At 72.0% G+C, this 25,835-nt stretch carries 25 protein-coding genes and 4 tRNA genes; 14 read left to right on the top strand and 15 right to left on the bottom strand.

Going from position 1 to position 25,835, the window contains the following annotated elements:
* Positions 1-47: 47 nt before the first annotated feature.
* Complete coding sequence (locus ACVW2K_RS13780; protein ID WP_457202876.1) at positions 48-809, bottom strand: inositol monophosphatase family protein; 762 nt, start codon at positions 807-809, stop codon at positions 48-50.
* On the bottom strand, positions 806-1,330 hold the full coding sequence (locus tag ACVW2K_RS13775; RefSeq protein ID WP_028636795.1) for an HIT family protein: 525 nt from the start codon (positions 1,328-1,330) through the stop codon (positions 806-808). Before ACVW2K_RS13775 ends, ACVW2K_RS13780 begins: the two co-directional genes overlap by 4 nt.
* Before the next feature lie 25 nt (positions 1,331-1,355).
* On the opposite strand from ACVW2K_RS13775, the gene ACVW2K_RS13770 reads away from it, so the two are divergent.
* Together ACVW2K_RS13770 and ACVW2K_RS13765 are read left to right on the top strand one after the other, a co-directional pair.
* Entirely contained in the window at positions 1,356-1,829 is a 474-nt protein-coding gene (locus tag ACVW2K_RS13770) for an N-acetyltransferase family protein (RefSeq protein WP_457202875.1), read from the top strand.
* The gene (locus ACVW2K_RS13765) at positions 1,826-2,314 is read left to right on the top strand and encodes a GNAT family N-acetyltransferase (RefSeq protein ID WP_457202874.1); all 489 of its coding nucleotides are present in this window, start codon (positions 1,826-1,828) and stop codon (positions 2,312-2,314) included. Before ACVW2K_RS13770 ends, ACVW2K_RS13765 begins: the two co-directional genes overlap by 4 nt.
* On the opposite strand, the gene ACVW2K_RS13760 is transcribed toward ACVW2K_RS13765, so the two are convergent.
* The 3 genes from ACVW2K_RS13760 to ACVW2K_RS13750 all read right to left on the bottom strand — a co-directional run bounded on the left by ACVW2K_RS13760 (position 2,262) and on the right by ACVW2K_RS13750 (position 5,421).
* Positions 2,262-3,206 carry a hypothetical protein gene (locus ACVW2K_RS13760; RefSeq protein ID WP_457202873.1) on the bottom strand — a complete coding sequence of 315 codons (945 nt, stop codon included), beginning with the start codon at positions 3,204-3,206 and terminating at the stop codon, positions 2,262-2,264. The two genes, ACVW2K_RS13765 and ACVW2K_RS13760, sit on opposite strands and share 53 nt — an antisense overlap.
* A gap of 3 nt (positions 3,207-3,209) precedes the next feature.
* Positions 3,210-5,198: a threonine--tRNA ligase gene (gene thrS / locus ACVW2K_RS13755; protein ID WP_028636797.1), complete on the bottom strand. Its 1,989-nt coding sequence runs from the start codon at positions 5,196-5,198 to the stop codon at positions 3,210-3,212.
* Between the two features lie 151 nt (positions 5,199-5,349).
* A tRNA-Val gene (locus ACVW2K_RS13750) sits at positions 5,350-5,421 on the bottom strand.
* A gap of 96 nt (positions 5,422-5,517) precedes the next feature.
* Here ACVW2K_RS13750 and ACVW2K_RS13745 point away from each other — a divergent pair.
* A complete protein-coding gene (locus ACVW2K_RS13745; protein WP_028636798.1) occupies positions 5,518-5,949 on the top strand; it encodes an SsgA family sporulation/cell division regulator in 432 nt (143 codons plus the stop codon).
* Here the strand turns inward: ACVW2K_RS13745 and ACVW2K_RS13740 are convergent.
* Positions 5,935-6,756 (bottom strand): aminotransferase class IV, encoded by an 822-nt coding sequence (locus ACVW2K_RS13740; protein WP_028636799.1) that lies wholly within the window; start codon positions 6,754-6,756, stop codon positions 5,935-5,937. The genes ACVW2K_RS13745 and ACVW2K_RS13740 overlap by 15 nt on opposite strands.
* Positions 6,757-6,887: 131 nt before the next feature.
* On the opposite strand from ACVW2K_RS13740, the gene ACVW2K_RS13735 reads away from it, so the two are divergent.
* The 3 genes from ACVW2K_RS13735 to ACVW2K_RS13725 all read left to right on the top strand — a co-directional run bounded on the left by ACVW2K_RS13735 (position 6,888) and on the right by ACVW2K_RS13725 (position 7,167).
* Positions 6,888-6,960, top strand: a tRNA-Gly gene (locus ACVW2K_RS13735).
* Positions 6,961-6,991: 31 nt separating this feature from the next.
* Positions 6,992-7,062: transfer RNA gene (locus tag ACVW2K_RS13730), tRNA-Cys, on the top strand.
* A gap of 30 nt (positions 7,063-7,092) precedes the next feature.
* Positions 7,093-7,167: transfer RNA gene (locus tag ACVW2K_RS13725), tRNA-Val, on the top strand.
* Between the two features lie 263 nt (positions 7,168-7,430).
* Here the strand turns inward: ACVW2K_RS13725 and ACVW2K_RS13720 are convergent.
* Positions 7,431-8,912 (bottom strand): CorA family divalent cation transporter, encoded by a 1,482-nt coding sequence (locus ACVW2K_RS13720; protein WP_457202872.1) that lies wholly within the window; start codon positions 8,910-8,912, stop codon positions 7,431-7,433.
* Between the two features lie 729 nt (positions 8,913-9,641).
* Between ACVW2K_RS13720 and ACVW2K_RS13715 the strand changes: the two genes are divergently transcribed.
* The gene (locus tag ACVW2K_RS13715) at positions 9,642-10,097 is read left to right on the top strand and encodes a hypothetical protein (RefSeq protein WP_457202871.1); all 456 of its coding nucleotides are present in this window, start codon (positions 9,642-9,644) and stop codon (positions 10,095-10,097) included.
* Here ACVW2K_RS13715 and ACVW2K_RS13710 read toward each other — a convergent pair.
* Both ACVW2K_RS13710 and ACVW2K_RS13705 read right to left on the bottom strand, forming a co-directional pair.
* A complete protein-coding gene (locus ACVW2K_RS13710; RefSeq protein ID WP_197025264.1) occupies positions 10,063-10,449 on the bottom strand; it encodes a pyridoxamine 5'-phosphate oxidase family protein in 387 nt (128 codons plus the stop codon). The two genes, ACVW2K_RS13715 and ACVW2K_RS13710, sit on opposite strands and share 35 nt — an antisense overlap.
* Before the next feature lie 5 nt (positions 10,450-10,454).
* Positions 10,455-10,607 (bottom strand): hypothetical protein, encoded by a 153-nt coding sequence (locus tag ACVW2K_RS13705; protein WP_457202870.1) that lies wholly within the window; start codon positions 10,605-10,607, stop codon positions 10,455-10,457.
* Between the two features lie 203 nt (positions 10,608-10,810).
* Here ACVW2K_RS13705 and ACVW2K_RS13700 point away from each other — a divergent pair, with 203 nt between their 5' ends.
* Positions 10,811-11,401 (top strand): CBS domain-containing protein, encoded by a 591-nt coding sequence (locus ACVW2K_RS13700; protein WP_457202869.1) that lies wholly within the window; start codon positions 10,811-10,813, stop codon positions 11,399-11,401.
* Here ACVW2K_RS13700 and mmuM read toward each other — a convergent pair.
* The gene (mmuM, locus tag ACVW2K_RS13695) at positions 11,342-12,244 is read right to left on the bottom strand and encodes a homocysteine S-methyltransferase (protein WP_028636803.1); all 903 of its coding nucleotides are present in this window, start codon (positions 12,242-12,244) and stop codon (positions 11,342-11,344) included. The genes ACVW2K_RS13700 and mmuM overlap by 60 nt on opposite strands.
* A 22-nt stretch (positions 12,245-12,266) precedes the next feature.
* Positions 12,267-12,821 carry a hypothetical protein gene (locus ACVW2K_RS13690; protein ID WP_457202868.1) on the bottom strand — a complete coding sequence of 185 codons (555 nt, stop codon included), beginning with the start codon at positions 12,819-12,821 and terminating at the stop codon, positions 12,267-12,269.
* Positions 12,822-12,927: 106 nt separating this feature from the next.
* Here ACVW2K_RS13690 and ppdK point away from each other — a divergent pair, with 106 nt between their 5' ends.
* The 4 genes from ppdK to ACVW2K_RS13670 all read left to right on the top strand — a co-directional run bounded on the left by ppdK (position 12,928) and on the right by ACVW2K_RS13670 (position 17,745).
* Positions 12,928-15,561: a pyruvate, phosphate dikinase gene (gene ppdK, locus ACVW2K_RS13685; protein ID WP_457202867.1), complete on the top strand. Its 2,634-nt coding sequence runs from the start codon at positions 12,928-12,930 to the stop codon at positions 15,559-15,561.
* An 84-nt stretch (positions 15,562-15,645) separates the two neighbouring features.
* Positions 15,646-16,068 (top strand): CBS domain-containing protein, encoded by a 423-nt coding sequence (locus tag ACVW2K_RS13680; RefSeq protein WP_051548941.1) that lies wholly within the window; start codon positions 15,646-15,648, stop codon positions 16,066-16,068.
* Positions 16,065-17,081: an alcohol dehydrogenase AdhP gene (gene adhP / locus ACVW2K_RS13675; RefSeq protein ID WP_457202866.1), complete on the top strand. Its 1,017-nt coding sequence runs from the start codon at positions 16,065-16,067 to the stop codon at positions 17,079-17,081. Before ACVW2K_RS13680 ends, adhP begins: the two co-directional genes overlap by 4 nt.
* Positions 17,082-17,436: 355 nt before the next feature.
* Positions 17,437-17,745 (top strand): STAS domain-containing protein, encoded by a 309-nt coding sequence (locus tag ACVW2K_RS13670; RefSeq protein WP_457202865.1) that lies wholly within the window; start codon positions 17,437-17,439, stop codon positions 17,743-17,745.
* A gap of 136 nt (positions 17,746-17,881) precedes the next feature.
* Here ACVW2K_RS13670 and ACVW2K_RS13665 read toward each other — a convergent pair whose 3' ends face one another.
* The 3 genes from ACVW2K_RS13665 to ACVW2K_RS13655 form a co-directional block, all read right to left on the bottom strand.
* Positions 17,882-19,885, bottom strand: a complete 2,004-nt coding sequence (locus tag ACVW2K_RS13665; RefSeq protein WP_457202864.1) for an ATP-binding protein — start codon at positions 19,883-19,885, stop codon at positions 17,882-17,884.
* Positions 19,886-19,972: 87 nt separating this feature from the next.
* Entirely contained in the window at positions 19,973-21,073 is a 1,101-nt protein-coding gene (locus ACVW2K_RS13660) for a potassium channel family protein (protein WP_457202863.1), read from the bottom strand.
* A gap of 9 nt (positions 21,074-21,082) precedes the next feature.
* A complete protein-coding gene (locus ACVW2K_RS13655) occupies positions 21,083-22,042 on the bottom strand; it encodes a YihY/virulence factor BrkB family protein (protein WP_036569791.1) in 960 nt (319 codons plus the stop codon).
* A gap of 17 nt (positions 22,043-22,059) precedes the next feature.
* Here ACVW2K_RS13655 and ACVW2K_RS13650 point away from each other — a divergent pair, with 17 nt between their 5' ends.
* Together ACVW2K_RS13650 and ACVW2K_RS13645 are read left to right on the top strand one after the other, a co-directional pair.
* Positions 22,060-23,715, top strand: a complete 1,656-nt coding sequence (locus ACVW2K_RS13650) for an acyl-CoA dehydrogenase family protein (RefSeq protein ID WP_457202862.1) — start codon at positions 22,060-22,062, stop codon at positions 23,713-23,715.
* Positions 23,712-24,374: an MOSC domain-containing protein gene (locus tag ACVW2K_RS13645; protein WP_457202861.1), complete on the top strand. Its 663-nt coding sequence runs from the start codon at positions 23,712-23,714 to the stop codon at positions 24,372-24,374. Before ACVW2K_RS13650 ends, ACVW2K_RS13645 begins: the two co-directional genes overlap by 4 nt.
* Before the next feature lie 21 nt (positions 24,375-24,395).
* Here ACVW2K_RS13645 and ACVW2K_RS13640 read toward each other — a convergent pair whose 3' ends face one another.
* Complete coding sequence (locus ACVW2K_RS13640) at positions 24,396-25,805, bottom strand: sulfatase-like hydrolase/transferase (protein WP_028636811.1); 1,410 nt, start codon at positions 25,803-25,805, stop codon at positions 24,396-24,398.
* Positions 25,806-25,835 lie beyond the last annotated feature (30 nt).

The raw sequence follows: 25,835 nt of genomic DNA, 5'->3' as shown, positions 1-25,835 counted from the left end.
ACGGAAATGCTCTCGACAGCGCGTGCGGACGACATTTTCGCCAGGGACTATCCCAGCAGGGCGGCGGCGATGTCGGCGACGGCGGTCGGGGCGCCCGCGGCGTACCAGGTGACGCCGCCGGCCTCGATCCGCTGAGCCGCACCCGCGGCACCGAGGATCAGCGCGGCGCCGGGGAGCTCGTCCCAGGGCGGCAGCGAGTGCTGGCACCGGACGTGGAGCGCCCCCGTCGCGACCGCCGTCGCGTCCATCGACGCGGAGCCCAGCATGCGCAGGGTCGCGACGCCGCCGACCATCCGGGTGAACGCCACGCCCACCTCGTCGTCGTACGACGGCGGATGGAGGTACGTCGTCAGGCACGACTCGGCCAGCGGCCGGTCCGTCAGTGGGCCGACGGGCCGGCCGTCGAGCGTGGTCGGCAGGCCCGGACCACCGACGAACGTGCGGCCGGTGGCCGGGTGGTGCACGGCGCCCAGCACGAGCTCGTCCCCGTCGGTGAGGGCGATCGCCGAGCACCACCACTCCAGCCCCGCCACGAAGTTGTAGGTGCCGTCGACCGGGTCGATCACCCAGGTGCGACCGCTGGTGCCGGCGTGGGCGGCACCCTCCTCGCCGAGCACGCCGTCGTCCGGCCGCCGCTCGGCGAGGGCCTCGACGACCAGCCTCTCGGCAGCGTGGTCGGCCTCCGTCACGACGTCCGAGATCGACGTCTTCGTGTCGTGCGCGATGCCGCCGCCTCGCATCCGGTGCGCGAGGGTGCCGGCCTCGCGCACCACCCACGCCGCGAGCGCGGCGTCATCGGCGAGGCTCACGACCAGGCCTCGGCGAGCAGCGCGCGGGTGTCGGACAGCAGCTGCGGCAGGGTCTTGGTGCCGCCGAGGACGGTGATGAAGTTCGCGTCGCCGGACCAGCGCGGTACGACGTGCTGGTGCAGGTGCTCCGACAGCGAGCCGCCGGCGACGCCGCCCAGGTTGATCCCGACGTTGAAGGCGTGCGGTCCGCTGACCGTCCGCAGCACCCGGACCGCCTGCTGGGTCGTCGCCATCAGCTCGGCGGTCTCCGTGTCGGTGAGGTCCTCGAGCTCGGCGACGTGCCGGTGCGGCAGGACCATCAGGTGGCCGGGGTTGTACGGGTGCAGGTTGAGGACCGCGAAGCAGGTCTCGCCGCGGTGGATGACCAGGCTCTCCTCGACGGGCAGCTCGGCCATGGCGCAGAACGGGCAGCCGGCGTCGCCGGAGGGCCGGGCCGGGGCGACGTACGCCATCCGGTGCGGTGTCCAGAGCCGGTCGAACCCCTCGAACCCGTCGCGCACGTGTCCCGCGGGATCGCTCATGGGTCAACCCTAGGGTGAGGGTGTGATGCTCCGACCAGCCGTCCCGGACGACATGGCGACCGTCGCCGACATCTGGCATCGGGCCTGGCACGTCTCGCACCCGGGGCACGTCCCCGACGGGCTGACCGCCGGGCGCACGCTCGCGGCGTTCCACGAGCGGACGCCGTCCCGGACGGCCGACACGACGGTCGCGGAGGTCGTCGGTCGCGTCGTCGGCTTCGCGATGGTGTCCGGCGACGAGCTCGAGCAGATCTTCGTCGACCCCGACCTGCACGGCTCCGGCGTCGCCGCGCCGCTGCTCGCGGACGGCGAGCGCCGGATCGCGGAGGCGGGGTACGACGTCGCGTGGCTCGCCGTCGTCGTCGGCAACGACCGGGCGCGCCGGTTCTACGAGAAGCACGGCTGGTACGACGCGGGCGACCTGCCGTACCACGTCACGGCGCAGGGCGAGCAGTTCATCTCCCCGTGCCGTCGCTACGAGAAGCGCGTACGTCCGTGATCCGTCGCGCGACGGACGCGGACGCGGCGACGCTCGCGCGGATCTGGCACGACGCCTGGCACGACGCCCACGACGGGCACGTCCCACCCGGCCTGGTGGCGGCACGGACGCGCGCGACGTTCGACGAGCGGGTCGGGGCCCTGCTCCCCCGCGCCATGGTCGCCGAGGTGGACGGCCGGGTCGCGGGCTTCGTCACCGTCGACGAGGACGAGCTCGAGCTGATGTTCGTCGACGCGGGGCGCCGCGGCACCGGCGTCGCTGCCGAGCTGGTGGCCGCCGCCGAGGAGCGCGGCGCGACCTGGCTCAGCGTGGTGACCGGGAACGCGCGGGCCCGCCGCTTCTACGAGCGGCAGGGGTACGCCGACACCGGGGCCGACCAGGAGACCGTGACGGTCGCGGGGACGGCGTACCGGATCGACGGCCGCAGGTACGTCAGGTCTGCGCGAACCACCGGGCCAGCGCCGCGGAGGTCCCCGGGCAGGTGAGGTCCTGGTCGCGGTCGTCGGCCACCCACTGCGCGAGCACCGCGGGACCACCCTGGATCGACCAGTCGTCCCCGCAGCGCTCGCGCGCCTCGGCCGCCGAGGTCTCGCCCGCGGCCCGCCACTCGGGGACGCCGAGCGCGAGGTCGCCGACCACGCCGCGCCACAGCGCCGGCGTCGAGTAGACGCCGACGCGGTACCCGGCGTACCGGTAGCCGCGCACCGCGCCCTCGACCACCGCGGCGTTGCGGGTCGGGTCGGCGCTCCACTCGAAGTCCGGCACCGGCTCGACGTCGACCCAAACGACCGGCGAGGCGAGCCCGGCCCGGCGCATGGTCACGACGTTCGCCAGCGCCTGCTGGTAGCCGGTGTTCGCGAGCGCGCCGAGGGCCGTCGAGCCGTCGTACGGGCCGTCGGTCCGGTGCTCGGCGACCGCGGTGTCGTCCGGCAGGCTCACAACGGCGTACGCCGCGGTGAGCAGGTGCCGCTCGCGGGCCCAGCGGACCTGGTCCGCCAGGCACGGGTTGACCGTGAAGCCCGGCCCGTTCGTGAGGCCCAGCACGACGTACGCCGCGTCCGGCAGCGGCATCGGCCGGCCGAGCGTCCGGCGTTCGGGGATGCCCATGCCGCGGGGGCACTGCGGCCAGCTGACGTCCGCGCCGAGCACCTCGCCGGTCCGCGGTTGCGGCGCACGGCGGGTCGAGGGCAGCGCCGCGGCGGCGGCCTCGGCGAGCCGGGCGAGCGCCTGGAGCCGGGCCGCCTGCGGGTCCTGCGTCGGCCTGACGACGGAGCTCGGCCGCGGTGTGGCCGGCGCGGGGACCGGGTCGACGCTGCTGGACGAGCACGCGGGCACGCCGAGGGCGAGGACCAGGAGGGCCCGCGCCGCCCGGCGCACCGCTCAGACCTGGGTGCGCGCGGCGACCGCCTCGACCACGCGCTGGATCGCCTCGTCGACCGGGACGCCGTTGTCCTGGTGGCCGTCGCGGTAGCGGAACGAGACAGCACCGGCTGCCAGGTCGTCGTCACCGGCGATCATCATGAACGGCACCTTCTGCAGCTGCGCGTTGCGGATCTTCTTCTGCATCCGGTCGTCGGAGTCGTCGACCTCGACCCGCAGCCCCTGCCCGCGCATCCGCTTCGCGACGTCGTACAGGTAGTCGTTGTGCCGCTCGGCGATCGGGATCGCCTGGACCTGCACGGGCGCGAGCCACGGCGGGAACGCGCCGGCGTAGTGCTCGACCAGCACACCGAAGAACCGCTCGAGGGAGCCGAACTTCGCGGAGTGGATCATCACCGGCTGCTGGCGGGAGCCGTCCGCGGCCTGGTACTCCAGCTCGAAGCCCCGCGGCTGGTTGAAGTCGTACTGGATGGTCGACATCTGCCAGGTGCGCCCGATGGCGTCGCGTGCCTGCACCGAGATCTTCGGGCCGTAGAACGCCGCGCCGCCCGGGTCCGGGACGAGCTCGAGGCCGGAGGACACGGCGACGTCCTCGAGCACCTTGGTGGCGGTCGCCCAGTCCTCGTCGGAGCCGACGAACTTGTCCGGCTTCGAGTCGTCGCGGGTGGACAGCTCCAGGTAGAAGTCGTCGATGCCGAAGTCCCGCAGCAGTCCGAGCACGAAGTTCAGCAGGTGCTCGATCTCGGCCGGCGCCTGCTCGGGGGTGACGTAGGAGTGCGAGTCGTCCTGGGTCATGCCGCGCACGCGGGTGAGGCCGTGCACGACGCCGGACTTCTCGTAGCGGTAGACCGACCCGAACTCGAAGAGCCGCAGCGGGAGCTCGCGGTAGGACCGCCCGCGCGACTTGAAGATCAGGTTGTGCATCGGGCAGTTCATGGCCTTGAGGTAGTAGTTCGCGCCCTCGAACTCCATCGGCGGGAACATGGTGTCGGCGTAGTACGGCAGGTGCCCGGAGGTGTGGAACAGGCCCTCCTTGCTGATGTGGGGGGTGCCGACGTACTGGAAGCCCTCCTCGATGTGGCGCTGGCGGACGTAGTCCTCCATCTCGCGCTTGACCACCCCGCCCTTGGGGTGGAACACGACGAGGCCGGAGCCGATCTCGTCGGGGAAGCTGAACAGGTCGAGGTCGCGGCCGAGCTTGCGGTGGTCGCGGCGCTCCGCCTCCTCGAGCCGGTGCAGGTGCTCGTCGAGTGCTTCCTTCGACTCCCACGCGGTGCCGTAGATGCGCTGGAGCTGCTTGTTCTTCTCGTCGCCGCGCCAGTACGCCGCCGCGGTGCGCATCAGCTTGAACGCCGGGATCCGCTTGGTGGTCGGCAGGTGCGGGCCGCGGCACAGGTCGCTCCACGCGACCTCGCCGTTGCGTCGTACGTTGTCGTAGATGGTGAGGTCGCCGGAGCCGACCTCGACGTTCGCACCCTCGGCCGCGTCGTCGGACTTGCCGGCGCCCTTGAGGCCGATCAGCTCGATCTTGTACGGCTCGTCGGCGAGCTCGTGGATCGCGTCGTGGTCGGTGGTGACCCGGCGCTCGAAGCGCTGGCCCTCCTTGATGATCTTCCGCATCGCGGTCTCGATCTTCGCGAGGTCCTCGGGCACGAACGGGGTCTCGACGTCGAAGTCGTAGTAGAAGCCGTTCTCCACCGGCGGGCCGATGCCCAGCTTCGCCTCGGGGAACAGCTGCTGCACGGCCTGCGCCATCACATGCGCCGTCGAGTGCCGCAGGATGTCGTGGCCGTCCTTGCTGTCGATCGCGACGCCCTCGAGCAGGTCGCCGTCGGCGAGCTCGTAGGAGAGGTCCTTGAGGTCGCCGTTCACCCGGGCAGCGATGACCTTGTCGTCGTCGCGGTACAGCTCCCAGGCCCTGGTGCCCGTCGTGACCGTCCGCTCCTCACGCACGTCGGCGTGGACGAGGGCGATCTTCAGGTCGGACACAGTGGTCTCCTCGGGGTGTGGGACTGGCCTCTGGATCGTATCGAGCGGGTCGGCCGGCACGCGCGGCGGTTTCCGGGACGCGCCCCCGGTCCGACCCCGTCGGAGCCACAAATGAGCGAGAGCCGCACGCTCGGCGTACGGCTCCCTGCGGTGGGCGATACTGGGTTCGAACCAGTGACCTCTTCGGTGTGAACGAAGCGCGCTACCACTGCGCCAATCGCCCGCTGTGTGCGGTCGCAGACTTTAGCCTACCGATCCGCGAGGTTCACATTCACCGTACTTCGGCGTCATGGAGGCCGGGGTCCGCCGTCTCCTCCGTGTGAACCCGCAGCCCATCTCCGGAGCCCTGTCGCAGGAGCTCACCCTGCAGATCCTCGACGCCTGGGGGCGCACCGTCGACCTCGCGGCCTCGTTCGAGTACGACGCCGGCGACCCGTGGGCGGTGTGGATCACCTTCCGCGGCACAGCGGACTCCGTGCGCTGGGCCGTCGGCCGGGAGCTGCTGCTGAGCGGGCTCACCGACCCGGCCGGCGAGGGCGACGTCCAGCTGTTCCCGAGCGTCGACGAGAACGGCCGAGCCGCCGTGATCATGGAGCTCTGCTCCCCCGACGGTCGCCTGGTCACCCAGATGCGGACCAGCGATCTGTACGGCTTCCTCTCCCGCACCCTGGCGGTCGTGCCGCTCGGTGCGGAGACCATCGACCTCGACCTCCTGGTCGAGTCGCTGGTCGGCCAGTCAGAGCCCCAGTAGCTCGGGCTCCCGCTTCCGCCACAGCTCGCGCACCTCGGTCGTCACCGGCCCGGGCGTGGGCAGCTCCCGATCGTCCCAGCGCGAGACGGGCTGCGCGTCCCGCGTGGTCGACGCCAGGAACACCTCACTGGCGTCCCGGACGGTCTCGATCGGCTCGTCCACCTCGCGGCCGCCGTACCACTCGAGGATCAGGCCGCGGGTGACGCCGGCCAGACATCCGCTGGCCAGCGTGGGCGTGCGCAGCTCCCCGTCCACCACGTAGAAGACGTTGGTGCCGGTGCCCTCGCAGAGGTGGCCGGCGAGGTTCGCGAACACCGCCTCGCTCGCGCCCTTCTGCTTCGCCGCCGCCAGGGCGACGACGTTCTCGGCGTACGACGTGGTCTTCAGGCCGGCCAGCGCACCGCGCTCGTTGCGCGGCCAGGGCACGGTGGCGACGGCCGTCGAGTCCGGCCAGGGCGTCATCGCGTCGGCGACCACGATCACCGTCGGCGCCGCATCGCCACGCCCCGAGCCCAGCGGCGCCGGACCGCCGGTGACCGTGATCCGGAGCCGGCCGAGCGGCAGGTCCGGACCCTCGAGAACGGCGACGATCCCCCGACGTACGGCGGCCTCGTCGAGGGCGGGCAGGCCCAGGCCGGCGGCCGATCGGTGCAGGCGGTCGAGGTGCAGGTCGAGCGCGAACGGCAGACCGTCGACGACCTTGATCGCCTCGAACACACCGTCCCCGACCGTGAGGCCGTGGTCGCTCACGAGCACCGCCGGAACGGCCGCATCGGGGAGCACCTGACCGTTGATCCACGCACGCATACGCTCACCCTAGGGGCGCCGGAAACCCGCCGACGTGGGACCAACGCGCCGCCATCAGCCCGATTTTGCATGGTCTGGGGCATCGGCTACTGTTCTCACGCACGCCGACCGGGAGACCGGTCGGAGCGCAGGCGGACGTAGCTCAGTTGGTAGAGCGCAACCTTGCCAAGGTTGAGGTCGCGAGTTCGAGCCTCGTCGTCCGCTCGGAGAGGTCTCTCCCTGGTTTGGCCTCCATGGTGGGTTGGCCGAGAGGCGAGGCAACGGACTGCAAATCCGTGTACACGGGTTCAAATCCCGTACCCACCTCCGCGCAGTTCCTCCACAAACTCAAGACCCGGGCGATTGGCGCAGCGGTAGCGCGCTTCCTTGACACGGAAGAGGTCACTGGTTCAAACCCAGTATCGCCCACCAGCAACAACAGGCCCCTGAGCAGGCACAGCGCCTCTCAGGGGTCTTTTCCGTTCCCGGCGCTGCGCCGGAGCTCAAGCGGGTGGAGCCTGCTTCGCAGGATCAGTGGGCTGACGCAGCTTCACCATGGTCTCCAGGGAAGCCGGCACTTCCCACGGTGTGCGGGCCATGGAAAGTGCAGGTTCGGCACGACCCCATGGTGAAACCGCGACCTCCGGCCGCGCAGCGACTTGCTGGCGAGTCCGCAACAGCGAGTGTGGTTCGCCTCAACCGACGATCCGGCGGATAAACAGGTAAGAAATAGCGGCTGACGCCGCCATCAGGAGCAGCATGATGTCGAAGCCCATCCAGCTGCCGCCCCCTGGTAGCGCGGTGTTGGCCCCATAGAGGCCGGCGACGAAGGTCGGCACCAGGATGAGCCCGGTGACCTTGCCGAGGTAACCCTGCAAGCGCTCGGAGGACTCCTGTTGCCGGGCTTGGCTGTGGATCATCAGCAGGTCCATGTCAGCGCGGATCTCATCCGAGAGCTGGGCCAGCTTGCGCGCCGCCGCCTCCACGGAGGACGCCAGGGCTTGCGCCTGCTCGGTGTGGACGCGCCTCCCGAGCTCGTCAACGGGCTGGCCGGTGGGCGTGGTGAACCAGGTCTTGTTCGGCATCTCCTCTCCCGCCAGCTGGAAGGCGTTGACGCTCCTCGAGAAGACACCGACCACGGACAGGAAGTTGCTGATCTCAGCGGCGGCGTCCTTCAGCGCGCGTCGTTGGTCCCGGCCTTTGAGCTCCTTGTGATCGTCCGGGCTGCCCAGGGTCTGGTAGAACTCCACCTCCCAGGTCGATACCCAGCGCTGGAGCATCCGAAGGGACGCTCCGTAGGTGGCAACCAATGACCGGGCGAGGTACGTCGCTAGGTCGCTGGCCTCCTTGACTGCCTCGGTTCTGGAGGGATCGATCGGGTCGTGAGCCCAGCGGTGCGCGACGTGAGCAAGAAAGGGTTCGCGCAGCAGCGCCGGACTGTCGCTGACCCGGCCTCCGCCCGTGAGGACCTTGCAGGGATGCCAACAGGTGATCATCCACCCGGGACCCACGACGAGCTCGACCATCTGCGACAGCAGCTGCTCGTCGACGCCGTCGAACTCGTCGTCCTCGTCGGGAACCTCCCGCGCGATGAGGGCGGCCACCGACACCGTTCGGGCACCGGTTCGCTCGTCGCCGTACGTCTCGCTCTTCGGTTGCACGTCGGGCGTGAGCAGATCCCTGACCATGATCTCCTTCAAGCCGGGACAGTGCGGCTCCAGGCGCCTGCTCAGCTGGTGGACCACGTCCGGTTCGGGGTCGGCGCCTTGCGGATCGACGTCGAACCAGACCACGTCGCCCACACCGCGGTCGGGCACTGGCGTTCCGTCCTGGAGCACCCGCCAGCCCTCCAGCTCCCGGCGAGAGCACCGCATGAAGCGCAGAGGCACCCTGCGAGAGGGGTCGTCAGCGAGGGAAATGTCGGCTCCGGCGAGTTTCAGCTCGACGACCTCGCGACGGGAGATGTCCTCGCGAGGCGAACACATCGTGACGCCGTGGCCGCTCAGAGCCCGTTCGATGTCTCCCACATCGCTGTGGACGTCGAGACTGGAGAAGGTGTGGAGAAGGGACGAGACCTTGGCCAAGCGCTCCCTTCCGGGGTCGAGCATCAGCTCGTCGGCCACTCGTAGCGCAGCCAGGGTCCGCCACTGGTCCGAGACATCAGTGTCAATCGCCATGAGGCCATGGTGACCAGCACCATGGTGATTTGTCCCCGACATGCGCGACTTCGCGGCATCCGGGTCCCGGCACGGAGTGTTCACACGCGTCATCGGCCTCCCCGCGACAGTTCTCATCCCGCTCAGGCGACCCCGCGCGCCCGACACGCCGACACACTCACGGTCGTGGAGAGCGTGCGGACTCGGAGGGTGGCCGCATTGACGGTGTGCGACGTGGTGCTGCTCGGCGCCGGGAGCGATGACGGCAATACGCCGTCGACCGCACGCAGGCGCAGGTCGATGCGAAGAAGCGCGCTCGAGGAGGCGCAGGACGAGGTGCTCTCCCGCAGGCGAGGACTCGGTCGCGCCTCGACGACGTGATGATCGCCGAGCAGGAGCTCGCCGAGGCGACGACCGCGCTCCCCGAGCCCGAGGCGGCGGAGGAACCGGGAGCTTGAGCCGTCGGCGTCCGCGTCCTGGCCGACGTCAGGTCAGGATGCCGACGAGGATCGCGATCGCGACGCCGCACAGGAACACCATGTTCCAGGTCATTCATCACCTCCGGGGGACTGCGATTGCTACCGCCCGGGACGACCGTTGGCCGTAGTAGAACGCCGCAGCCGCGGCCGATCAAGGACGGCGCGCCGTGGTCTGGTCCGGTGAGCCAGGCACCCGGCGTCGTACCTCTTGGTGTTCGCGCGGCGCTCCGCCGACTCCGCATCATTCGAACAGGTGTTCTAACCTGAGCGGGTGAGGAGGACACCGGGGACGCCGGGACACGTGTGGGTGAACGTCACCGGCGACCCTCGGTGGGCGCGGCCCGGACTCCTCCTGACACCGCGTGAGGTCGGTGCCCGCACGGAGGCCTGGGTCGTCACCGCGGCCGTGGAGCGGCCGAGCGGCACGCTGCGGGTCCGTGAGGGCTGGACCCGGTCCGAGCACCTCTCCGACTCCGGCCCTCCCCCGGCGCCACGAGCGCCGCGGCACGTGATGGTCCGCCTGGGCCCGGACTCCCTCGACGTGCACCCCGGCCTGTTGCTGTTCTGGTGGGGCCTGCCCGCGGTCGGCGGCGCCCAGTGGCTGGCGTGGGTCGTCTGGGCCTCCGGCGGCGGTCACCACGAGGTCGAGGCGCACCAGGGCTGGTTGCCGGCCGGACAGGTCCGGCCGGTGGTCACGGGCGTCGGAGCGCGAGGCGGCGGCCGCTGACCACGGTCGGGACCAGCCGGACCACGTCGTACTTGAGGGTGCGCAGCCAGGAGGATGCGACGACGTCGTCGAGCTCGTCGGTGGCGTCCTCGGGAAGGTGCTCCAGCCGGCCGCGGGCGAGCACCGACCAGGCCTCCTCCCCCGTCAGGTCGTCGATCTCCAGGGCCGCCTCGGCCTGCAGCTCGGCCGCGAGCAGCTTGTTGCCCTCGCCGGTCGCGACCAGCAGGCTCTCGTCACGCACTGCGTAGTTCACGGGGACGACGTGCACCTCGTCGACCAGCCGGTACGCCAGCCGGCCGACCCGCTCCTGCGCGAGGAGCGCCCAGCACTCCTCCCGACTCAGGACGGTCATCGTGCTCATCCCCTCGGGGCCGGCGCGACGATGCGGACCGGGCCGTGCGCGGAGCGCAGCACGGCGCGGGCGGTGCCGCCCAGATGGGTCGCGGCCGGTACGCCGCGGGTCCGGCGGGCGATGACGACGACGTTCGACGGGGTGGATCGGATGGTCATGGCGGCCTCCTTCGCTCACCTCCATGCTCGACCGAGGGACCCGGCACCGTCAGGGCCGCCCGCCTGCGCCGTCCGGGACCTTGGTCACTGGCCGCCGGGACGGACCGATCTGTCCCGGCACACGCAAGCGGGACCACGCTGGGGCCAGGAGCACCGAGAGGCACCGCCAGTCCGGTGCGGGTGCCTGACCGAAGGAGACCGCCATGCTCGTCCGGGACCTGATGACCCCTGATCCCGTCACCGCCACCGCGGAGACGGGCATCAAGCAGGCGCTGACCAGGCTCGCCGACCTCGGCATCACCTCGATGCCCGTCGTCGACGACCGGGGACGGCTGTGCGGCATCGTGAGCGAGGCCGACCTGATCCGGGAGGTCGTGCCGCGCGACCCGCGCGCGCAGGAGCGCCCGGTGGTCGTCGAGCCGTTGTACCCGCCGGGGACCGTGGGAGAGGTGTGCACCCGCTCGGCGGCATCGGTGCGGATCGACGACGACGTCGCGAGCGCCGTCGAGCTGATGACCGCACTCTCCGCGAAGAGCGTGCCGGTGCTCGACGACGGCGGCCGGCTGGTCGGCATCCTCAGCCGCAGCGACGTGGTCCAGGCGCTCGCCCGCTCCGACGACGTCATCGCGGCCGACATCGACGACCTGCTCGGCTCCCTCGGGCACACCGACTGGCTGGTCGAGGTCGAGGACGGCGTCGTCACCGTCGGCGGGCCCTCCGGGTCTCCGGAGCGGTCACTCGCCGTCGTCGTCGCCCGGACGGTCCCCGGCGTCGTCGAGGTCCACGTCGACTGAGGCGGCCAGCGCTGCGATGTCGGCCGGCCCGGTGCCGCAGCACCCGCCGACGTACTCCACGCCGGCCTCGCGCCACAGCGGCAGGAGGCCGAGGTCGACCGGCTCGCCGTACACCCAGCGCCGGGTGGCCGCGTCCCAGGTTCCGCCCCGGTTCGGGTACGCGACGGCCGGCGCTCGGGTGGCTGCGACCGCGGCCCGCACGGCTACGAGGACGTCGGCCTGGTCGGAGCAGTTCACACCGGCGGCGCGCAGCCACGGCCGGTCGGCCAGCACGGCGTACGCATCGGGCAGCGGCTGACCGGCGCAGGTCGTCCCGTCCCGGACCGAGTAGCTGAACCAGGCGGGTACGCCGAGGTCGTCGAGCAGCTCCGCCAGCACGACCGCCTCGTCGGCGTCGGGCACGGTCTCGACCGCGAGCAGGTCGGGACCCGCGGCGGCCAGCAGCTCCAGGCGCGGCCCATGGAAGTCGCGGAGCCGCGAGACCGGGACGCCGTACCGGCCCCGGTACTCCGAGCCGTCGGCGAGGAACGCGCCGTACGGGCCGACCGACGCCGCGACGAGGAGGCCGGGCGCGTCCATCGAGTCGCGGACCTCCCGGGCGATCGTCACGCTGCGGGTGACGAGCCGCGCGGCGTCGTCGTACCCGGCGGCGGCGAAGCCCTCGATGCTGGCCTGGTAGCTCGCGGTCGTCGCGACCTGCGCGCCGGCCCGGTAGTACGCCCGGTGGGCGGCGGCGATCCGCTCCGGCTCCTCCGCGAGCAGGCGCGCGGTCCAGAGGGCACCGGACAGGTCCGCGCCCTGCTCCTCGAGCGCGGTGGAGAGCCCGCCGTCCAGCACCAGCACGGTGCCATCCTGCACCGCCGCGTCACGCGATGGTCGACAACCCCGAAGCCACGGGCACGGCGAGGGGTTGCTCGCGCGACGCGGTCAGCAGGACCGGGCAGGCGGCACCCCGGGCCACTCCCCGGGCCACCGGCCCCACCCGGGCGTGCCGGCCGAGCACCACGAGATCGGCGTGCCGCGACGCCTCGACGAGCGCGTCGACGAAGTGCCGGCGGTGGGTCGTGACGACCACGAGGCGCGCGTGCCACAGCCGGGCGGTCGCGGCGGCGACGGCGAGCAGCTCGGGGCAGGCCGCCGGGTCGCCGATCCCGGCGACGACCGTGCGCGGGCCGAGCCGGGGCCGCCAGTCGTCGGGCACGCAGACGAGGGGGGCCCCGAGGTGCGCGGCGAGCTCGGGGAAGCGTCCGGCCACGACGAGGTCCGCTGCACCGGCCGCCTCCGACATCGTGCGGACGTCGCGGGCCTGCACCATCGACAGCTCGGCCCGGCGCCGTCCCGCCTCAGCGACGGCGTGGTCGAGAGCCGCGCTCGAGCCGTACCTGCCGACCGCGACAACGACCCGCGCTGCCGTCTGCATGGCTCCAACCTCCCTCCCGGACCACCGGCCGGGACAGGGACCATCGGCCCGGATCCGGGGGCCGGGCGGCCTCGCACTCCCGGCGGCGCGGGTGCAGGCTCTGACCATGAGCAGGTACGTCTACGACTTCGCGCAGGGCAACAAGGACCAGAAGGACCTCCTCGGGGGCAAGGGCGCCGGGCTGGCCGAGATGACCAACCTCGGGCTGCCGGTGCCGCCCGGCTTCACGATCTCGACCGAGGCCTGCCGCGCCTACCTCGCCGAGGGTGCCGAGCCCGACGTCCTGGAAGCCGAGGTCGACGAGCACCTGCGCGCCCTCGAGGAGCGGATGGGCCGGCGGCTCGGTGACCCGCACGACCCGCTGCTGGTGTCCGTGCGGTCGGGCGCGAAGTTCTCGATGCCCGGGATGATGGAGACCGTCCTCGACGTCGGCCTCAACGACGAGTCGGTCGTGGGGTTGGCGCAGCAGAGCGGCGACGAGCGGTTCGCGGCGGACTCCTACCGGCGGCTGCTGCAGATGTTCGGCACGACGGTGCTCGGCATCGACGGTGCGGCGTTCTCCGACCGGATGGACGCCGGCGACCTGCTCGACGCCGAGCAGCTCCGCGCGGTCGTCGAGGACTTCAAGGCGGTGGTCCGCCAGCACACCGGTCGCGACTTCGCGCAGGACCCGCGCGAGCAGCTGCGGCTCGCGATCCGCGCGGTCTTCGCCTCGTGGAACACGCCCCGCGCGGCGCTCTACCGCCGGCAGGAGCAGATCCCGGACGACCTCGGCACGGCGGTCAACGTGCAGGCGATGGTGTTCGGCAACCGCGGCGGTTCCTCCGGCTCAGGTGTGGCGTTCACCCGGGACCCGGCCACCGGTGACCAGGGCGTGTACGGCGACTACCTGAGCGACGCCCAGGGAGAGGACGTGGTGTCCGGCGTCCGGAACACGGTCTCGATCGCGGACCTGGCCGAGCTGGACCGCACGTCGTACGACGAGCTGCTGCGGATCATGGAGGTCCTGGAGAAGCACTACCGGGACATGTGCGACCTCGAGTTCACCATCGAGGACGGTCGCCTGTGGATGCTCCAGACCCGCGTCGGGAAGCGTACGGCGGAGGCCGCGGTGCGGATCGCGGTCGACATGGTCGACGAGGGGCTGATCGACGAGGACGAGGCCCTGCGCCGGGTCACCGGCGAGCAGGTCGGGGCGCTCCTGTTCCCACGGTTCGCTCCCGACCCGGGGCGGCAGCCGGTGGCGACCGGGATGAGCGCCTCCCCCGGCGCGGCCGTCGGGAGGGTGGTGCTCGACTCGGCGACCGCGGTCGAGTGGGCCGCCCGCGGCGAGCACGTGATCCTGGTCCGCAAGGAGACCAGCCCCGAGGACCTGCCCGGGATGGTCGCGGCGAACGGCATCCTCACCAGCCGCGGCGGCAAGACGTCGCACGCCGCCGTCGTGGCCCGCGGGATGGGCCGCACCTGTGTCTGTGGCGCCGAGTCGATCGTGATCGACCTGCCGAACCGGCGGCTCACGGTGCGCGGCGGGCCGACGGTGGCCGAGGGGGACGTGATCTCGATCGACGGCAGCACCGGCGAGGTCTTCCTGGGCGAGGTGGCGGTGAGCGACCCCGCGGTCGTCCGGCGGCTCGAGGGCCAGGACGTCGACGACCCGGTCGCGGACGCGGTCGTGCGGCTGCTCGGCCGGGCCGACGCCGTACGCCGGCTGGCCGTCCGGGCGAACGCCGACACGCCCGAGGATGCGGCCCGGGCGCGCCGGTTCGGGGCCTGCGGCATCGGCCTCTGCCGGACCGAGCACATGTTCCTCGGTGAGCGTCGCGCCCTGGTGGAGGACCTGATCGTGGCGGAGGACGCCGCCGGCCAGAAGTCGGCGCTGACCGGACTGGGACCGCTGCAGCGCCAGGACTTCACCGAGATCCTGGCCGCGATGGACGGGCTGCCCGTGACGGTGCGGCTGATCGACCCGCCCCTGCACGAGTTCCTGCCCGACCTGACCGACCTCTCGGTGCGGGTCGCGCTCGAGGACGAGCGGCACGTCGAGGACGAGCACGACCACCGGATGCTGGCCGCGGTCCGGCGGCTGCACGAGCAGAACCCGATGCTCGGGCTGCGGGGTGTCCGGCTCGGCATCGTGATCCCCGGCCTGTTCGACATGCAGGCCCGGGCGATCGCCGAGGCGGCCGCGGACCGGATCGCCGCGGGCGGCGACCCGCGTCCGGAGATCATGGTGCCGCTGGTCGCCAGCGAGCGGGAGCTGGCGATGGTCCGCGCCCAGCTCGAGGAGGTCGTGGCCGCGGTCGCCGAGGAGCGTGGCATCACCCTGGACATCCCGATCGGCACCATGATCGAGCTGCCGCGCGCCGCGGTGACCGCCGACCGGATCGCCACCGTGGCCGACTTCTTCTCGTTCGGCACCAACGACCTGACCCAGACGACGTGGGGCTTCTCCCGCGACGACGTCGAGGCGGCGTTCTTCCCGGCGTACCGCGACCACGGGGTGTTCCCGGTCTCGCCGTTCGAGACCTTGGACGTCGAAGGCGTCGGCGAGCTGGTGCGGACGGCGGTCCGGCTCGGCCGGCAGACCCGACCCGACCTGCACCTGGGCGTGTGCGGCGAGCACGGCGGCGACCCCGCGTCCATCCACTTCTTCGACGAGGTGGGGCTCGACTACGTGTCCTGCTCTCCGTACCGGGTGCCGGTCGCCCGCTGGGAGGCGGCGCGTGCCGCGCTCGGCTGAAAGGCCCGTCGGGGGCTGACCTTCGACTCTGCCGGCGGCCGCTCGGCCCCACGAGGCTGGAGCTGAGCCGAAGGAGGTACGCCGATGCTGGTCCGGGACGTGATGACCTCGCCGGTCGTGACCGTGCACGTCGACGACGGGCTGGACCTCGCAGCGCGGCTGCTGCGCGAGCACGGCGTCCGGGCACTCCCGGTCGTCGACGGTGACGGTCACGTGCTGGGCATGGTGACCGAGACCGACGTGGTCAGGGACGCGGTCCCCCGCGACCCGTGGGCCCGCGACCTCCACCCGTCCGCGAGCGGCCCGCACCCCGCGAGCGTCCGCGATGTCATGAGCTTCCACCCGGTGGCCCTGCTGCCGGACGTGGAGCTCCCCGTGGCCGCCGACCTCCTGGTCAGCGGCCACCTCACCAGCCTGCCCGTCGTCGAAGACGGTGTGGTCGTCGGCATCCTGACCCGCCGCGACCTGGTCGCCGTCCTCGCACCCCCTACCGAGGAACAGCCATGAAGGCAGCAGTCGTCACCAGCTTCACCGAGCCCCTGGAGATCCAGGAGCTCCCCGTCCCCGAGCCCGGACCCGGCCAGGTCCTGGTCCACGTGGAGGCCAGCGGCCTGTGCCACACCGACATCCACGCCGCGCACGGCGACTGGCCGATCAAGCCGACCCCGCCGTTCGTGCCGGGTCACGAAGGGGTCGGCGTGATCGAGGCGGTCGGACCCGGCGTCACCCACCGTGCGATCGGTGACCGCGTCGCGGTGCCGTGGCTCGGCCACGCGTGCGGTCACTGCGACCACTGCGTCGCCGGCTGGGAGACGCTGTGCGAGGAGCAGCAGAACACCGGCTACTCGATCGACGGCGGCTTCGCCGAGTACCTCGTGGCCGACGCGACGTACGTCGTCCCGGTCCCCGACGGGGTGTCGTCGTACGACGCCGCGCCGCTGACCTGCGCGGGCGTGACCACGTACAAGGCGATCAAGGTCGCCGGCGTCCGGCCGTCCGAACGGGTCGCGGTGTTCGGCGTCGGCGGCCTCGGCCACCTGGCGGTGCAGTACGCCCGCCTGGTCGGCGGCACCGTGATCGCCGTGGACGTCGAGGAGGAGAAGCTGGAGCTCGCCACCGAGCTCGGCGCCGACCACGTCGTCAACGCGAGCAGGACCGACCCGGTCGCGGCCATCGAGGCCCTCGGCGGGGCGGACGTCGCGGTCGTGCTGGCGGTCATCCCGTCGGTGTTCGAGCAGGCGTTCGCGAGCCTGCGCCGCGGCGGGCGGCTGATCTGTGTCGGGCTGCCGCCCGAGAGCGACGGGCCGATGAGCCTGCCGATCTTCCCGACCGTCCTCAAGGGCGTCTCGGTGATCGGCTCGATCGTCGGCACCCGTCAGGACCTCGCGGAGGTCTTCGCGCTGCACGCAATGGGCCGGACCCGCGTGATCGCGGAGAGCCGCAAGCTCGACGACGTGAACGCGGCGATCGACGAGGTGCTCGCCGGCCGCGCGCCGGCGCGCCTGGTGTTCGAGTTCTGACCGACTCCCCGGGCAGCGGCCGGGAGCCGGCCGAGGACAGGGAGGGCCCGAGGGCAGCGACGACCTCGGGCCACCTCCCTGTCGACGATGCGTCCCGGGGATCCGACCCCGGGCGGCGGACCGCGCCGACGTCTCGGGTCACCGGCGCGGGCCGTAGGGAAGAGAGTAGGCAGAACCGCGTCGGGCGCGGGCCGTGTTGAGGGAATCTGGAGGAAGTTCTCACCTGCAGGGATGCGCCCGGAAGGGTGTGGGCGGGTCTCGCGGATTCGCCTAGGGTCGAAGCAGCCGAGAGTCTCTGTGACTCGCCAGCAAGGGCGTTCCATTCCCGGTTGCACACATTCGACCGGAGACGACCATGGACTTCTCGATCGCCATCACGATCGATCCGCCGACCGCCACGCTCACCGCCCACGGCGAGCTCGACATCTTCACCGCCCACGAGGTCGCCCGCCAGCTCTCGGAGGCCGTCGGGTCCGGCTGCCGCCGGGTGCTCGTCGACGTGGGTGGCGTGACGTTCGTCGACGCCTCGGCCCTCGGCGTGCTCGCGTGGGCCCGGCACAACCTCGTGGTCCGGCAGGGTGACTTCGGGTTCGTGGCGACCAGTCCGCCGTTCCGCCGCCTCTGCGCGATGACCGGCCTGGACCGGGAGTTCGCGCTCAACTGAATCCGGCCGGCTCGCCCGGGGAGGCAGCGGTCCGCCCGCACACCCCGATCCCCCGTGGAGGGGTGTGAGCGGGCGGCCCACTGGCTTGCAAGGATCGGCGAGCGGCGTGCGCGGCGGTTCACCCCTGGGGGTGGAGCTACCCGTCGTACGCCGGCAGCGTGAGCTCGAAGACCGAGCCCGGCCCGTCCGGGTTCGCGAGGGCGGTGATGGTGCCGTCGTGCCGGTTGATGATCCGCCGGACGATCGAGAGGCCGAGCCCGCTGCCCTCGTAGTCGCGGTAGTGCGCCCGGTGGAACTCGTCGAAGATCTGCTCGCGCTCCCCTTCCGGGATGCCGATGCCGTTGTCGATGACCCGGATCGTCACGAAGCCCAGCTTCCCGCTGCACCCGTGCACGGCGATCCGTGGCTCGACGCCCGGGGCGACGTACTTCAGGGCGTTCCCGATCAGGTTGTCCAGCACCTGGCGGACCAGGACCCGATCGGCCAGCACCGGTGGGACCGGGCCGCAGGTCACGTTCTTCTCCGCGTGCCGTCCGGAGGCGACCTCGGCGACGAGCGAGCCGACGTCGACGCAGCTCACCTCGAGGTCGCGGGCACTGCTGGTCGCGTGCGTCAACAGGTCGCGGATCAGCTCGCGCATCCGGCGTGACGACGACCGCACCCGCGAGACGAACTCCCGGGCCAGCTCGGCGTCCAGGCCGCCGGTGTCCAGCTCGTCCGCGATCATCTCGGTCCACCCGTCGATCGCCGCGAGCGGGTTGCGGAGGTCGTGGGCGACGACGCCGGCGAACGCGGCGAGCTCCTCGCGCCGGGCGTGCTCGATCGTGGTGTCCCGGAACAGCACCAGCGCCCGGGCCCGGGCGCGCAGCTCGTCGCGGGGCAGCGGCATGGCGGAGACCGCGACCACGCGGTCCGGCTGGTCGCCGTTGCGCACCAGGATCTCGGCGTCGCGCACGGTCTCCCCCAGGAGCGCCCGGCTGGAGGGCCGGTCGCCGTCGACCATCGGCGTCCCGTCGGCCCACCGGTCGGAGCGCGCGGCCAGCAGCTCGCAGGTCAGCTCCTGCTCGGCGAGCCCGAAGATCTCGGCGGCCGCGGCGTTGTGCAGCAGCAGGGCGCCGGCGGCGTCCAGGACGAACAGGCCCTCGTTCATCGACCCGATCACGGCCTGGCGCACACTCCCCTGGTAGTCGGCCTCCTCCTTGGTACGCCGCAGCTCGGCCGCGAGCGCCTCGCGCTCGTCGCGGCCGGTCGAGAGGCCCAGGCCCGTGACGACGAGGGTCGCGATGTAGAACTCCGCCAGCAGGTAGCCGATCTCGACCCGGTCCACCGCCGCGAACGGCCCGATGCCCGTCATCGTCAGGAAGATCGTCGCGACTCCCGCGAGGAAGGAGTGCGTGGCACTGAGCAACGTCGAGAAGCGGAGCCCGATCCACACGGTCGCGGCCAGCAGCGGGAACGCCAGCGGCAGCGTCTCGAAGGAGAAGGCCAGGCCGTACATGCCCACGGTGAACAGCACGGCCGCGGCCAGCTCGGCCCAGGTCGCCTCGCTGAGCAGCCGCGGCCGCGGGCGGCGGGACGTGATCCGCTGCCCGAGCAGCAGTCCGAACGTCACCACGATGAAGGCGCTGCAGGCGTTCCGGCCGAACCACAGCACGCCACCGAGGTCGAGGTCCCCGTCGCCGAGCAGGGTCCACGAGGCCGTGGCCAGGGCCGCACCGGCCGCGGTGCCGACCACCATCGCGGCACCGAACCGAGCGAGCACCCGGGGCCGGTCGAGCGGGCGCTGGCCGCCGCAGCCCCAGAGGTCCGGGCACCAGAGGCGCAGCAGCAGGACCCCGAGGACGGTCTGCACGAGGACGGCACCGGCGAGGGCGACCGCGAGCTCGGGCTTCGAGCCGAGCACCAGGTTCGCACCCACCCCGACCACCAGCAGCAGCGCGCCGTCCCAGCTGAGCACCCGGGCGCCGCGCAGCAGCAGCCAGAGCATGGCGATGCCGCCGACCGGCAGCCCGGTCGCGAACCCCGGCGCCTCGTAGTCGCTCGCCCTGGTGCCGAGCGCGAGCACCATCAGGCACCCGGCGAAGACAAACCCTCCACCGGGACCGATGATCGCGCGCGCCATCTTCCGGTCGCCCGGCATTCCCCACTCCCACCTCAGGCCCCCACCCGTGCCCAGCAGGCTAGCCCTCCGGGCGGCCCCGCGTGGGGAACCGGGCCGGAACGGCGACTACGCGTCGTCGACGGCGAGGTCCTCGTCGTGGGTGCCCGGGCGGGGCGCCCACGGCAGCTCCTTCGCCGGGCGTACGACGATCAGCCGGTCGCCCCGGGCCAGCAGGGTGACCACCGGGTCGAAGTAGCGGTACACCTTCTCGTCGCGCACGACGGCGATCACCTGGTCGGGCAGCGACTGGGGCTGCCGGCCGACCTCGGAGACGAGCAGGTCGCGCTCGGCGACCTCGAGGCCCTCGCCGTACGTGAGGAGGTCCTCCATCACCGAGCCGAGCGTGGGCGACAGCGAGGACAGGCCCAGCAGTCGGCCGACCGCGTCGGAGGAGGTGATCACGGAGTTGGCACCGGACTGGCGCATCAGGGCGACGTTCTCCTGCTCCCGGACCGCCGCGACGATCCAGACGTCCGGGTTGAGCTGGCGGACGGTGAGCGTGGCCAGCACGTTGGAGTCGTCGCGGTTGGTCGTGATGATCACCTGGTTGGCGTCCTTGACGCCGGCGCGGCGGAGCACGTCCTGACGGGTGGCGTCGCCGGTCACGACGGCGAGGCCGTCAGCGTGGGCCTCCTGGAGCGCGGCGGCGCCGGGGTCGACGACCACGATCGACTCGCGGTCGATGCCGTTGTTGACGAGGGTGTCGACCGCGGCCCGTCCCTTGGTGCCGTAACCGATCACGACGACGTGGGCAGCCATGTGCTTCCTCCAGCGGGCGACTCGGAACATCTCGCGACCCTGCGAGGCGAGCACCTCGAGGGTGGTCCCGATCAGCAGCACCAGGAAGGCGATGCGGAGCGGGGTGACGACGAACGCGTTGATCATCCGGGCGTGCGGCGCGACCGGCGCGATGTCGCCGTACCCGGTCGTGCTCAGCGTGACGGTCGAGTAGTAGATGGAGTCGACCAGGTCCACGTGGCCCGTCGGGTCGTTGGCGTCGTGGTAGGCGTCCCGGTCGAGGTAGACGAGCAGGACGGTGCCGACCAGGATGACCACCGCCAGCAGCAGCCGGCGGCTGAGCTCCCACCACGGCGACCGGCCGCGGTCGGGAAGGGAGAGCTTCCCGCGGGCGCGGCCCTGCGTGATGTCGCTGGAGTCGTCCGGCACGGCCGCAATCTATCCGGTCTCGTCGCGGGAGCCGAGGCGGCGCAGCCGCTGCACGAGCTCGAGTCGCGCCCGGGTGGTCGCCTTCTGCGGGAACACCTCGTCGAACGCCGCGTTCACCGCTGCGCCGATCAGCACCGCGATCGAGACCAGATAGAGCCACAGGAGGACGGCGATGGGCGCGGCGAGCGGGCCGTAGATCGACTTCGAGTCGGCAGCGGTGGCGGTGAGGAACCAGCGCAGCAGGTACGACCCGACGATCCAGCAGAACAGCGCGAACGTCGCGCCCGGGAGGTTGAAGCTCCAGTTGGTCCGCACCGGGACGGACACGTGGTACAGGGTGGCGAGGAAGCAGATGCAGACCAGGATGACGACCGGCCAGTAGAAGGCGACCAGGAAGTCCCCGCTCTCGGGGAGCCAGTCCTCCACCAGGCTCGGCCCGGCGACGACCAGCGGGATCGAGACGACGCCGGTGACGATCGCGAGCAGGTACAGCGCGAAGGACAGCGCGCGGGTCTTGACGATCCCGCGGTGCCCGCCCAGCCCGTGCATGATCGTGATGGTGTCGACGAACACGTGCAGCGCCCGGGAGCCCGACCAGAGGGCGAGCACGAAGCCGAGGGAGATCACGTCGAGCCGGCCGCCCTGCAGCACGTCGTCGATGGTCGGCGTGATGATCCGGTTCACGGCGTTCTCGGTCAGGGCCCGCTCGGACAGCTGGACCACGGCGTCGCGCACGTCGGCGACCTGCGCGGCGCTGAACTGGTCGGACACGAAGCCGATCGCGCCCGCGAGCGCGAAGATCAACGGCGGCACCGAGAGGACCGCGAAGAACGCCGCCTCGGCGGCCAGCCCGGTGACGCGGTACTTCATGCAGGAGCCGAACGTGGTCACGACCAGGCGCCAGACCACTTCCCGGACCTGCACGAAGCGCGCCGCGACGGCACGCTCCACGCTCCCGGCCCCGGACATGGAACTAACGTAGTCACATGCGTTCGGAGATCCGGGTAGCCACGAACCAGGCACCGCCCCTGGTCGGTCACAACATCATCACGGGCGACGCCTCGCTCGTCGAGGCGATCACGCGGCACGCGTCGGCCGACCTGGTCGACGACCTCGCCGTGGTGGGTGCGGAGGCCGGCACGCCCGAGGCGCGGGAGCACGGGATGCTCGCCAACGAGCACCACCCGGAGCTGGTCCCCTACGACCGGTACGGGCACCGGATCGACGAGGTGGCGTTCCACCCGTCCTGGCACTGGCTGATGCAGCGGGCGATCGGCCACGGTCTGGCGGCGACGGCCTGGGAGCAGCAGGAGGCCGGATCGCCGTACGCGCACGTACGGCGGGCCGCGGGCTTCATGGCCTGGTCGCACACCGAGCCCGGCCACGGCTGCCCGGTCTCGATGACGTACGCCGCCGTCCCGGCGCTGCGCGCCGACGAGGCGATCGCGAAGGAGTGGACGCCGCTGCTGGCCTCCACGGCGTACGACCCCGGCGTACGGCTGGCATCGGCGAAGCGGGGCGCGCTGGCCGGCATGGGCATGACCGAGAAGCAGGGCGGCTCCGACGTCCGCGCCAACGTCACCGTGGCGCGGCCGACCTCGGTGGACGGCGCGTACACCCTGCACGGGCACAAGTGGTTCACGTCGGCGCCGATGAACGACGTGTTCCTGGTCCTGGCGCAGGCCGAGGGTGGCGTCAGCTGCTTCCTGGTGCCGCGGGTGCTGCCGGACGGCTCCCGCAACCAGCTCGACGTCGTGCGCCTCAAGGACAAGCTCGGCAACCGCTCGAACGCCTCCTCGGAGCTGGAGTTCGACGGGACCGTCGCCCAGCGGCTGGGCGATGAAGGACGCGGCGTGCGCACGATCATCGAGATGGTCGCCGCGACCCGGCTCGACTGCGTGCTGGGCTCGACCTCGCTGATGCGGCGGGCGGTCAACGAGGCGTCCTGGCACGCCGCGCACCGGTCGGCGTTCGGCTCGCTGCTCGCGGAGAAGCCGCTGATGCAGAACGTGCTCGCCGACCTCGCGGTCGAGACGGAGGCGGCGACCGCGCTGGCGATGCGGCTCGCGGCCGCGGTGGACGCCGTGGACGACCCGCACGAGGCCGCGCTGCGCCGGATCGCGCTCCCGCTGGCGAAGTTCTGGGTGTGCAAGCGGACGCCGTACCTCGTGGCCGAGGCGCTGGAGTGCCTCGGTGGGAACGGTTACGTCGAGGAGTCCGGGATGCCGCTGCTCTACCGCGAGGCACCGCTGAACTCGGTGTGGGAGGGCTCGGGCAACGTGAATGCGCTCGACGTGCTCCGCGCGCTGGGACGCGAGCCGGAGGTGCTCGACGCCTGGATCACCGAGGTCGGCCGCGCGCGCGGCGGGGACCCGCGGCTGGACCGGGCGATCGAGGACACCCTGGCGCTGCTCGGCTCGCTGATGGGTGAGCCGGACCGGCTCGAGCTGAACGCCCGCCGGCTGGCGGGCCGGATGGCCGCGGTGCTGCAGGGCTCCCTGCTGGTGCGGTTCGCGCCGCCGGAGGTCGCCGACGTGTTCTGCGCCAGCCGGCTGGGCTCGGCGTACGACGGCACGTTCGGCGCGCTCGAGGGCGGGGACCTGCGCGCGATCGTGGCGCGCGCGACGCCCGTCGTCGGGTGAGCGCCCGGATCAGGTCGGTCAACGCCGGTGACCCGGAGCCGAACCGGGCCAACCGGGTGCGGGTCACCGGGTTCGGCAAGCGCCCCTTGGACCACGCCGAGCTCCGCCCGCCCGGACCGAAGCGCGGCGGCCTCGGCAGCGGCCTGGTCGGCGACTTCATCGGGAACACGGGGCACCACGGCGGCGACCGACAGGCGGTCTACGCGTTCGCCCGGGAGGAGCTCGACGCCTGGGAGCGCCGGCTGGACCGGGCCCTGCCCGACGGCGCGTTCGCCGAGAACCTCACGACCGAGGGCCTGGACGTCGATGCCGCACGGCCGGGCGACCAGTGGGCCGTGGGCGACCAGGTGGTGCTCGAGGTGACCGGGCCGCGCATCCCGTGCCGGACGTTCTCCCACCGGATGGGCGTACGCGGCTGGATGCGGACGTTCTCGGAGGTCGGCCGCACCGGCGCCTACCTCGCCGTGGTGGCCGGCGGCACGGTCCGTCCCGCCGACGCGATCCGGGTCGTGGCCGAGGCGAGCCATGACGTCGGGCTGCCCGAGACCTTCCGGGCCTTCATGGGCGACCCCGCCGCCGTACGCCGGGTGCTCGAGGCCGGGTTCCTCCCGCCCGACGAGGCGGAGTGGCTGCACAGGCGGGTCGCGCCGTCGGGCTGACCCCGGGGCTCACCACGCGCATCACGGACAGGTGGCACCCGCGCACGTGCGGTACGCCGTCACCTGGTTGTGGAGGCTCGTGATGAGAGAGGACGGGGGGTCGTTGCTCGTGACGGCGTCCTTGAGCAGGTTGGTGAGCTGCCCCGGGTCGGTGTCGAGGTTGTAGTACTCCTGGAACGCGAGAGCCCCGGTGTCGCTGTAGGTCTCGATGTAGGCGAAGTGCGCGTCGTGCACCTGTGCCCACGTCGGGACATTGCCGTTCGCCGTGTCGAGCCAGTACTCGTTGAACTCGACCGAGCGGGTGACGCCTGGGAGGAGCGAGCGACCGTCGAGGACCACACCTGCGCCCGGGGAGACGCCCGTCGCCTGGTAGATCGTCGGCGCGATGTCGACGTTGGACACCAGCTCGGGGCTGGTTCCGGCGGTGACGTGCCCGTCCCATCGCACCCACATCGGGACGTTGATCGCCGGTGAGTAGGGCAGGAACTTCGAGACCCGGTTGTGCTCACCCCACAGCGTGCCGTTGTCGCTCCAGAACACGACCATCGTGTTGGCGAGCTGACCGCTGGACTGCAGGTAGCTCAGCAGGCGGTCGATCTGGTCGTCGACGCTCATCAGCACGCGCATCTGCCCCTGGCAGGTCGTCTGCACGGTCGCGTCGGTGACCTTGACCCACTTCGCGTAGGGCGGCTTGTCCGAGAGGTCCGACTCCCCGGGCTGCTTGAGCCCGCAGGCGGGCACAGCCGCGGATGCGTACTTGGGCTCGGCCCCGTAGGTCGCCAGAGCACCGGAACCCTCCGGGTGGGGGGCGTGGATCGCGACGTACTCGTACCAGGGGCGCCCCTGGGGGTCGGCCGCCATCGTCTTGAGGTAGTCGAGGGCGTAGTTCCCGGCGAGCGTCGTGGCGTAGCCGACGACCTTCGCGACCTTCCCCTGGACGTTGATGCGAGGGTCGTTGTAGGCGGAGGACTGCCACATCGCGTAGCGGTCGAAGTCAGGCGGTGCCGTGGTGAGCGGCCACTCGTGCAGGTACTTCCCGACCAGGGCGGTCTGGTACCCGGACTGGCGCAGGAAGTGCTGCACCGCGTCCGCCGGCCTGAAGTTGGCGACGTCGTGCTGGTGCATCATCAGGTTGTTGTGGTCGTACTGACCGGTCATGCCGGCGGCGCGCGCCGGGCAGCACGAGGGCGTCGAGACGTCGGCGTTGGAGTAGAACTTCCCGCTCGACAACCACTGGACGGTCTTCGGCATGTACGCCGCGATCTGGGCCGGCGACTGGTCGCGCATGTCGTCGAGCACGATGTTCAACACGTTCGGCCTGGTGTCCACCGCTGCGGCGCCGGCCGTGCTGCTCGTCGCCGTCACCAGTGCGCAGCTGGCGAGCAGCAGTGCGGCAACGAGGCCGATGAGTCCGTGTTCGCGCTTCGTCATGTGTCCCTCCGGGACCGACACGCCGGCTCC

This window comes from Nocardioides sp. HB32 (genome assembly GCF_054058995.1).
Note: the sequence above shows the minus strand (reverse complement) of the source record. Positions and strands in the feature narration are given on the sequence as shown.

Coding starts and splice junctions, on each gene's coding strand:
- ACVW2K_RS13775 (WP_028636795.1), bottom strand. CDS start 1,330: ATGAGCGATCCCGCGGGACACGTGCGCGACGGGTTCGAGGGGTTCGAC.
- ACVW2K_RS13770 (WP_457202875.1), top strand. CDS start 1,356: ATGCTCCGACCAGCCGTCCCGGACGACATGGCGACCGTCGCCGACATC.
- ACVW2K_RS13740 (WP_028636799.1), bottom strand. CDS start 6,756: ATGCGTGCGTGGATCAACGGTCAGGTGCTCCCCGATGCGGCCGTTCCG.
- ACVW2K_RS13720 (WP_457202872.1), bottom strand. CDS start 8,912: ATGGCGATTGACACTGATGTCTCGGACCAGTGGCGGACCCTGGCTGCG.
- ACVW2K_RS13710 (WP_197025264.1), bottom strand. CDS start 10,449: ATGACCGTCCTGAGTCGGGAGGAGTGCTGGGCGCTCCTCGCGCAGGAG.
- ACVW2K_RS13705 (WP_457202870.1), bottom strand. CDS start 10,607: ATGACCATCCGATCCACCCCGTCGAACGTCGTCGTCATCGCCCGCCGG.
- ACVW2K_RS13700 (WP_457202869.1), top strand. CDS start 10,811: ATGCTCGTCCGGGACCTGATGACCCCTGATCCCGTCACCGCCACCGCG.
- ACVW2K_RS13690 (WP_457202868.1), bottom strand. CDS start 12,821: ATGCAGACGGCAGCGCGGGTCGTTGTCGCGGTCGGCAGGTACGGCTCG.
- ppdK (WP_457202867.1), top strand. CDS start 12,928: ATGAGCAGGTACGTCTACGACTTCGCGCAGGGCAACAAGGACCAGAAG.
- ACVW2K_RS13680 (WP_051548941.1), top strand. CDS start 15,646: ATGCTGGTCCGGGACGTGATGACCTCGCCGGTCGTGACCGTGCACGTC.
- adhP (WP_457202866.1), top strand. CDS start 16,065: ATGAAGGCAGCAGTCGTCACCAGCTTCACCGAGCCCCTGGAGATCCAG.
- ACVW2K_RS13670 (WP_457202865.1), top strand. CDS start 17,437: ATGGACTTCTCGATCGCCATCACGATCGATCCGCCGACCGCCACGCTC.
- ACVW2K_RS13665 (WP_457202864.1), bottom strand. CDS start 19,885: ATGCCGGGCGACCGGAAGATGGCGCGCGCGATCATCGGTCCCGGTGGA.
- ACVW2K_RS13655 (WP_036569791.1), bottom strand. CDS start 22,042: ATGTCCGGGGCCGGGAGCGTGGAGCGTGCCGTCGCGGCGCGCTTCGTG.
- ACVW2K_RS13650 (WP_457202862.1), top strand. CDS start 22,060: ATGCGTTCGGAGATCCGGGTAGCCACGAACCAGGCACCGCCCCTGGTC.
- ACVW2K_RS13640 (WP_028636811.1), bottom strand. CDS start 25,805: ATGACGAAGCGCGAACACGGACTCATCGGCCTCGTTGCCGCACTGCTG.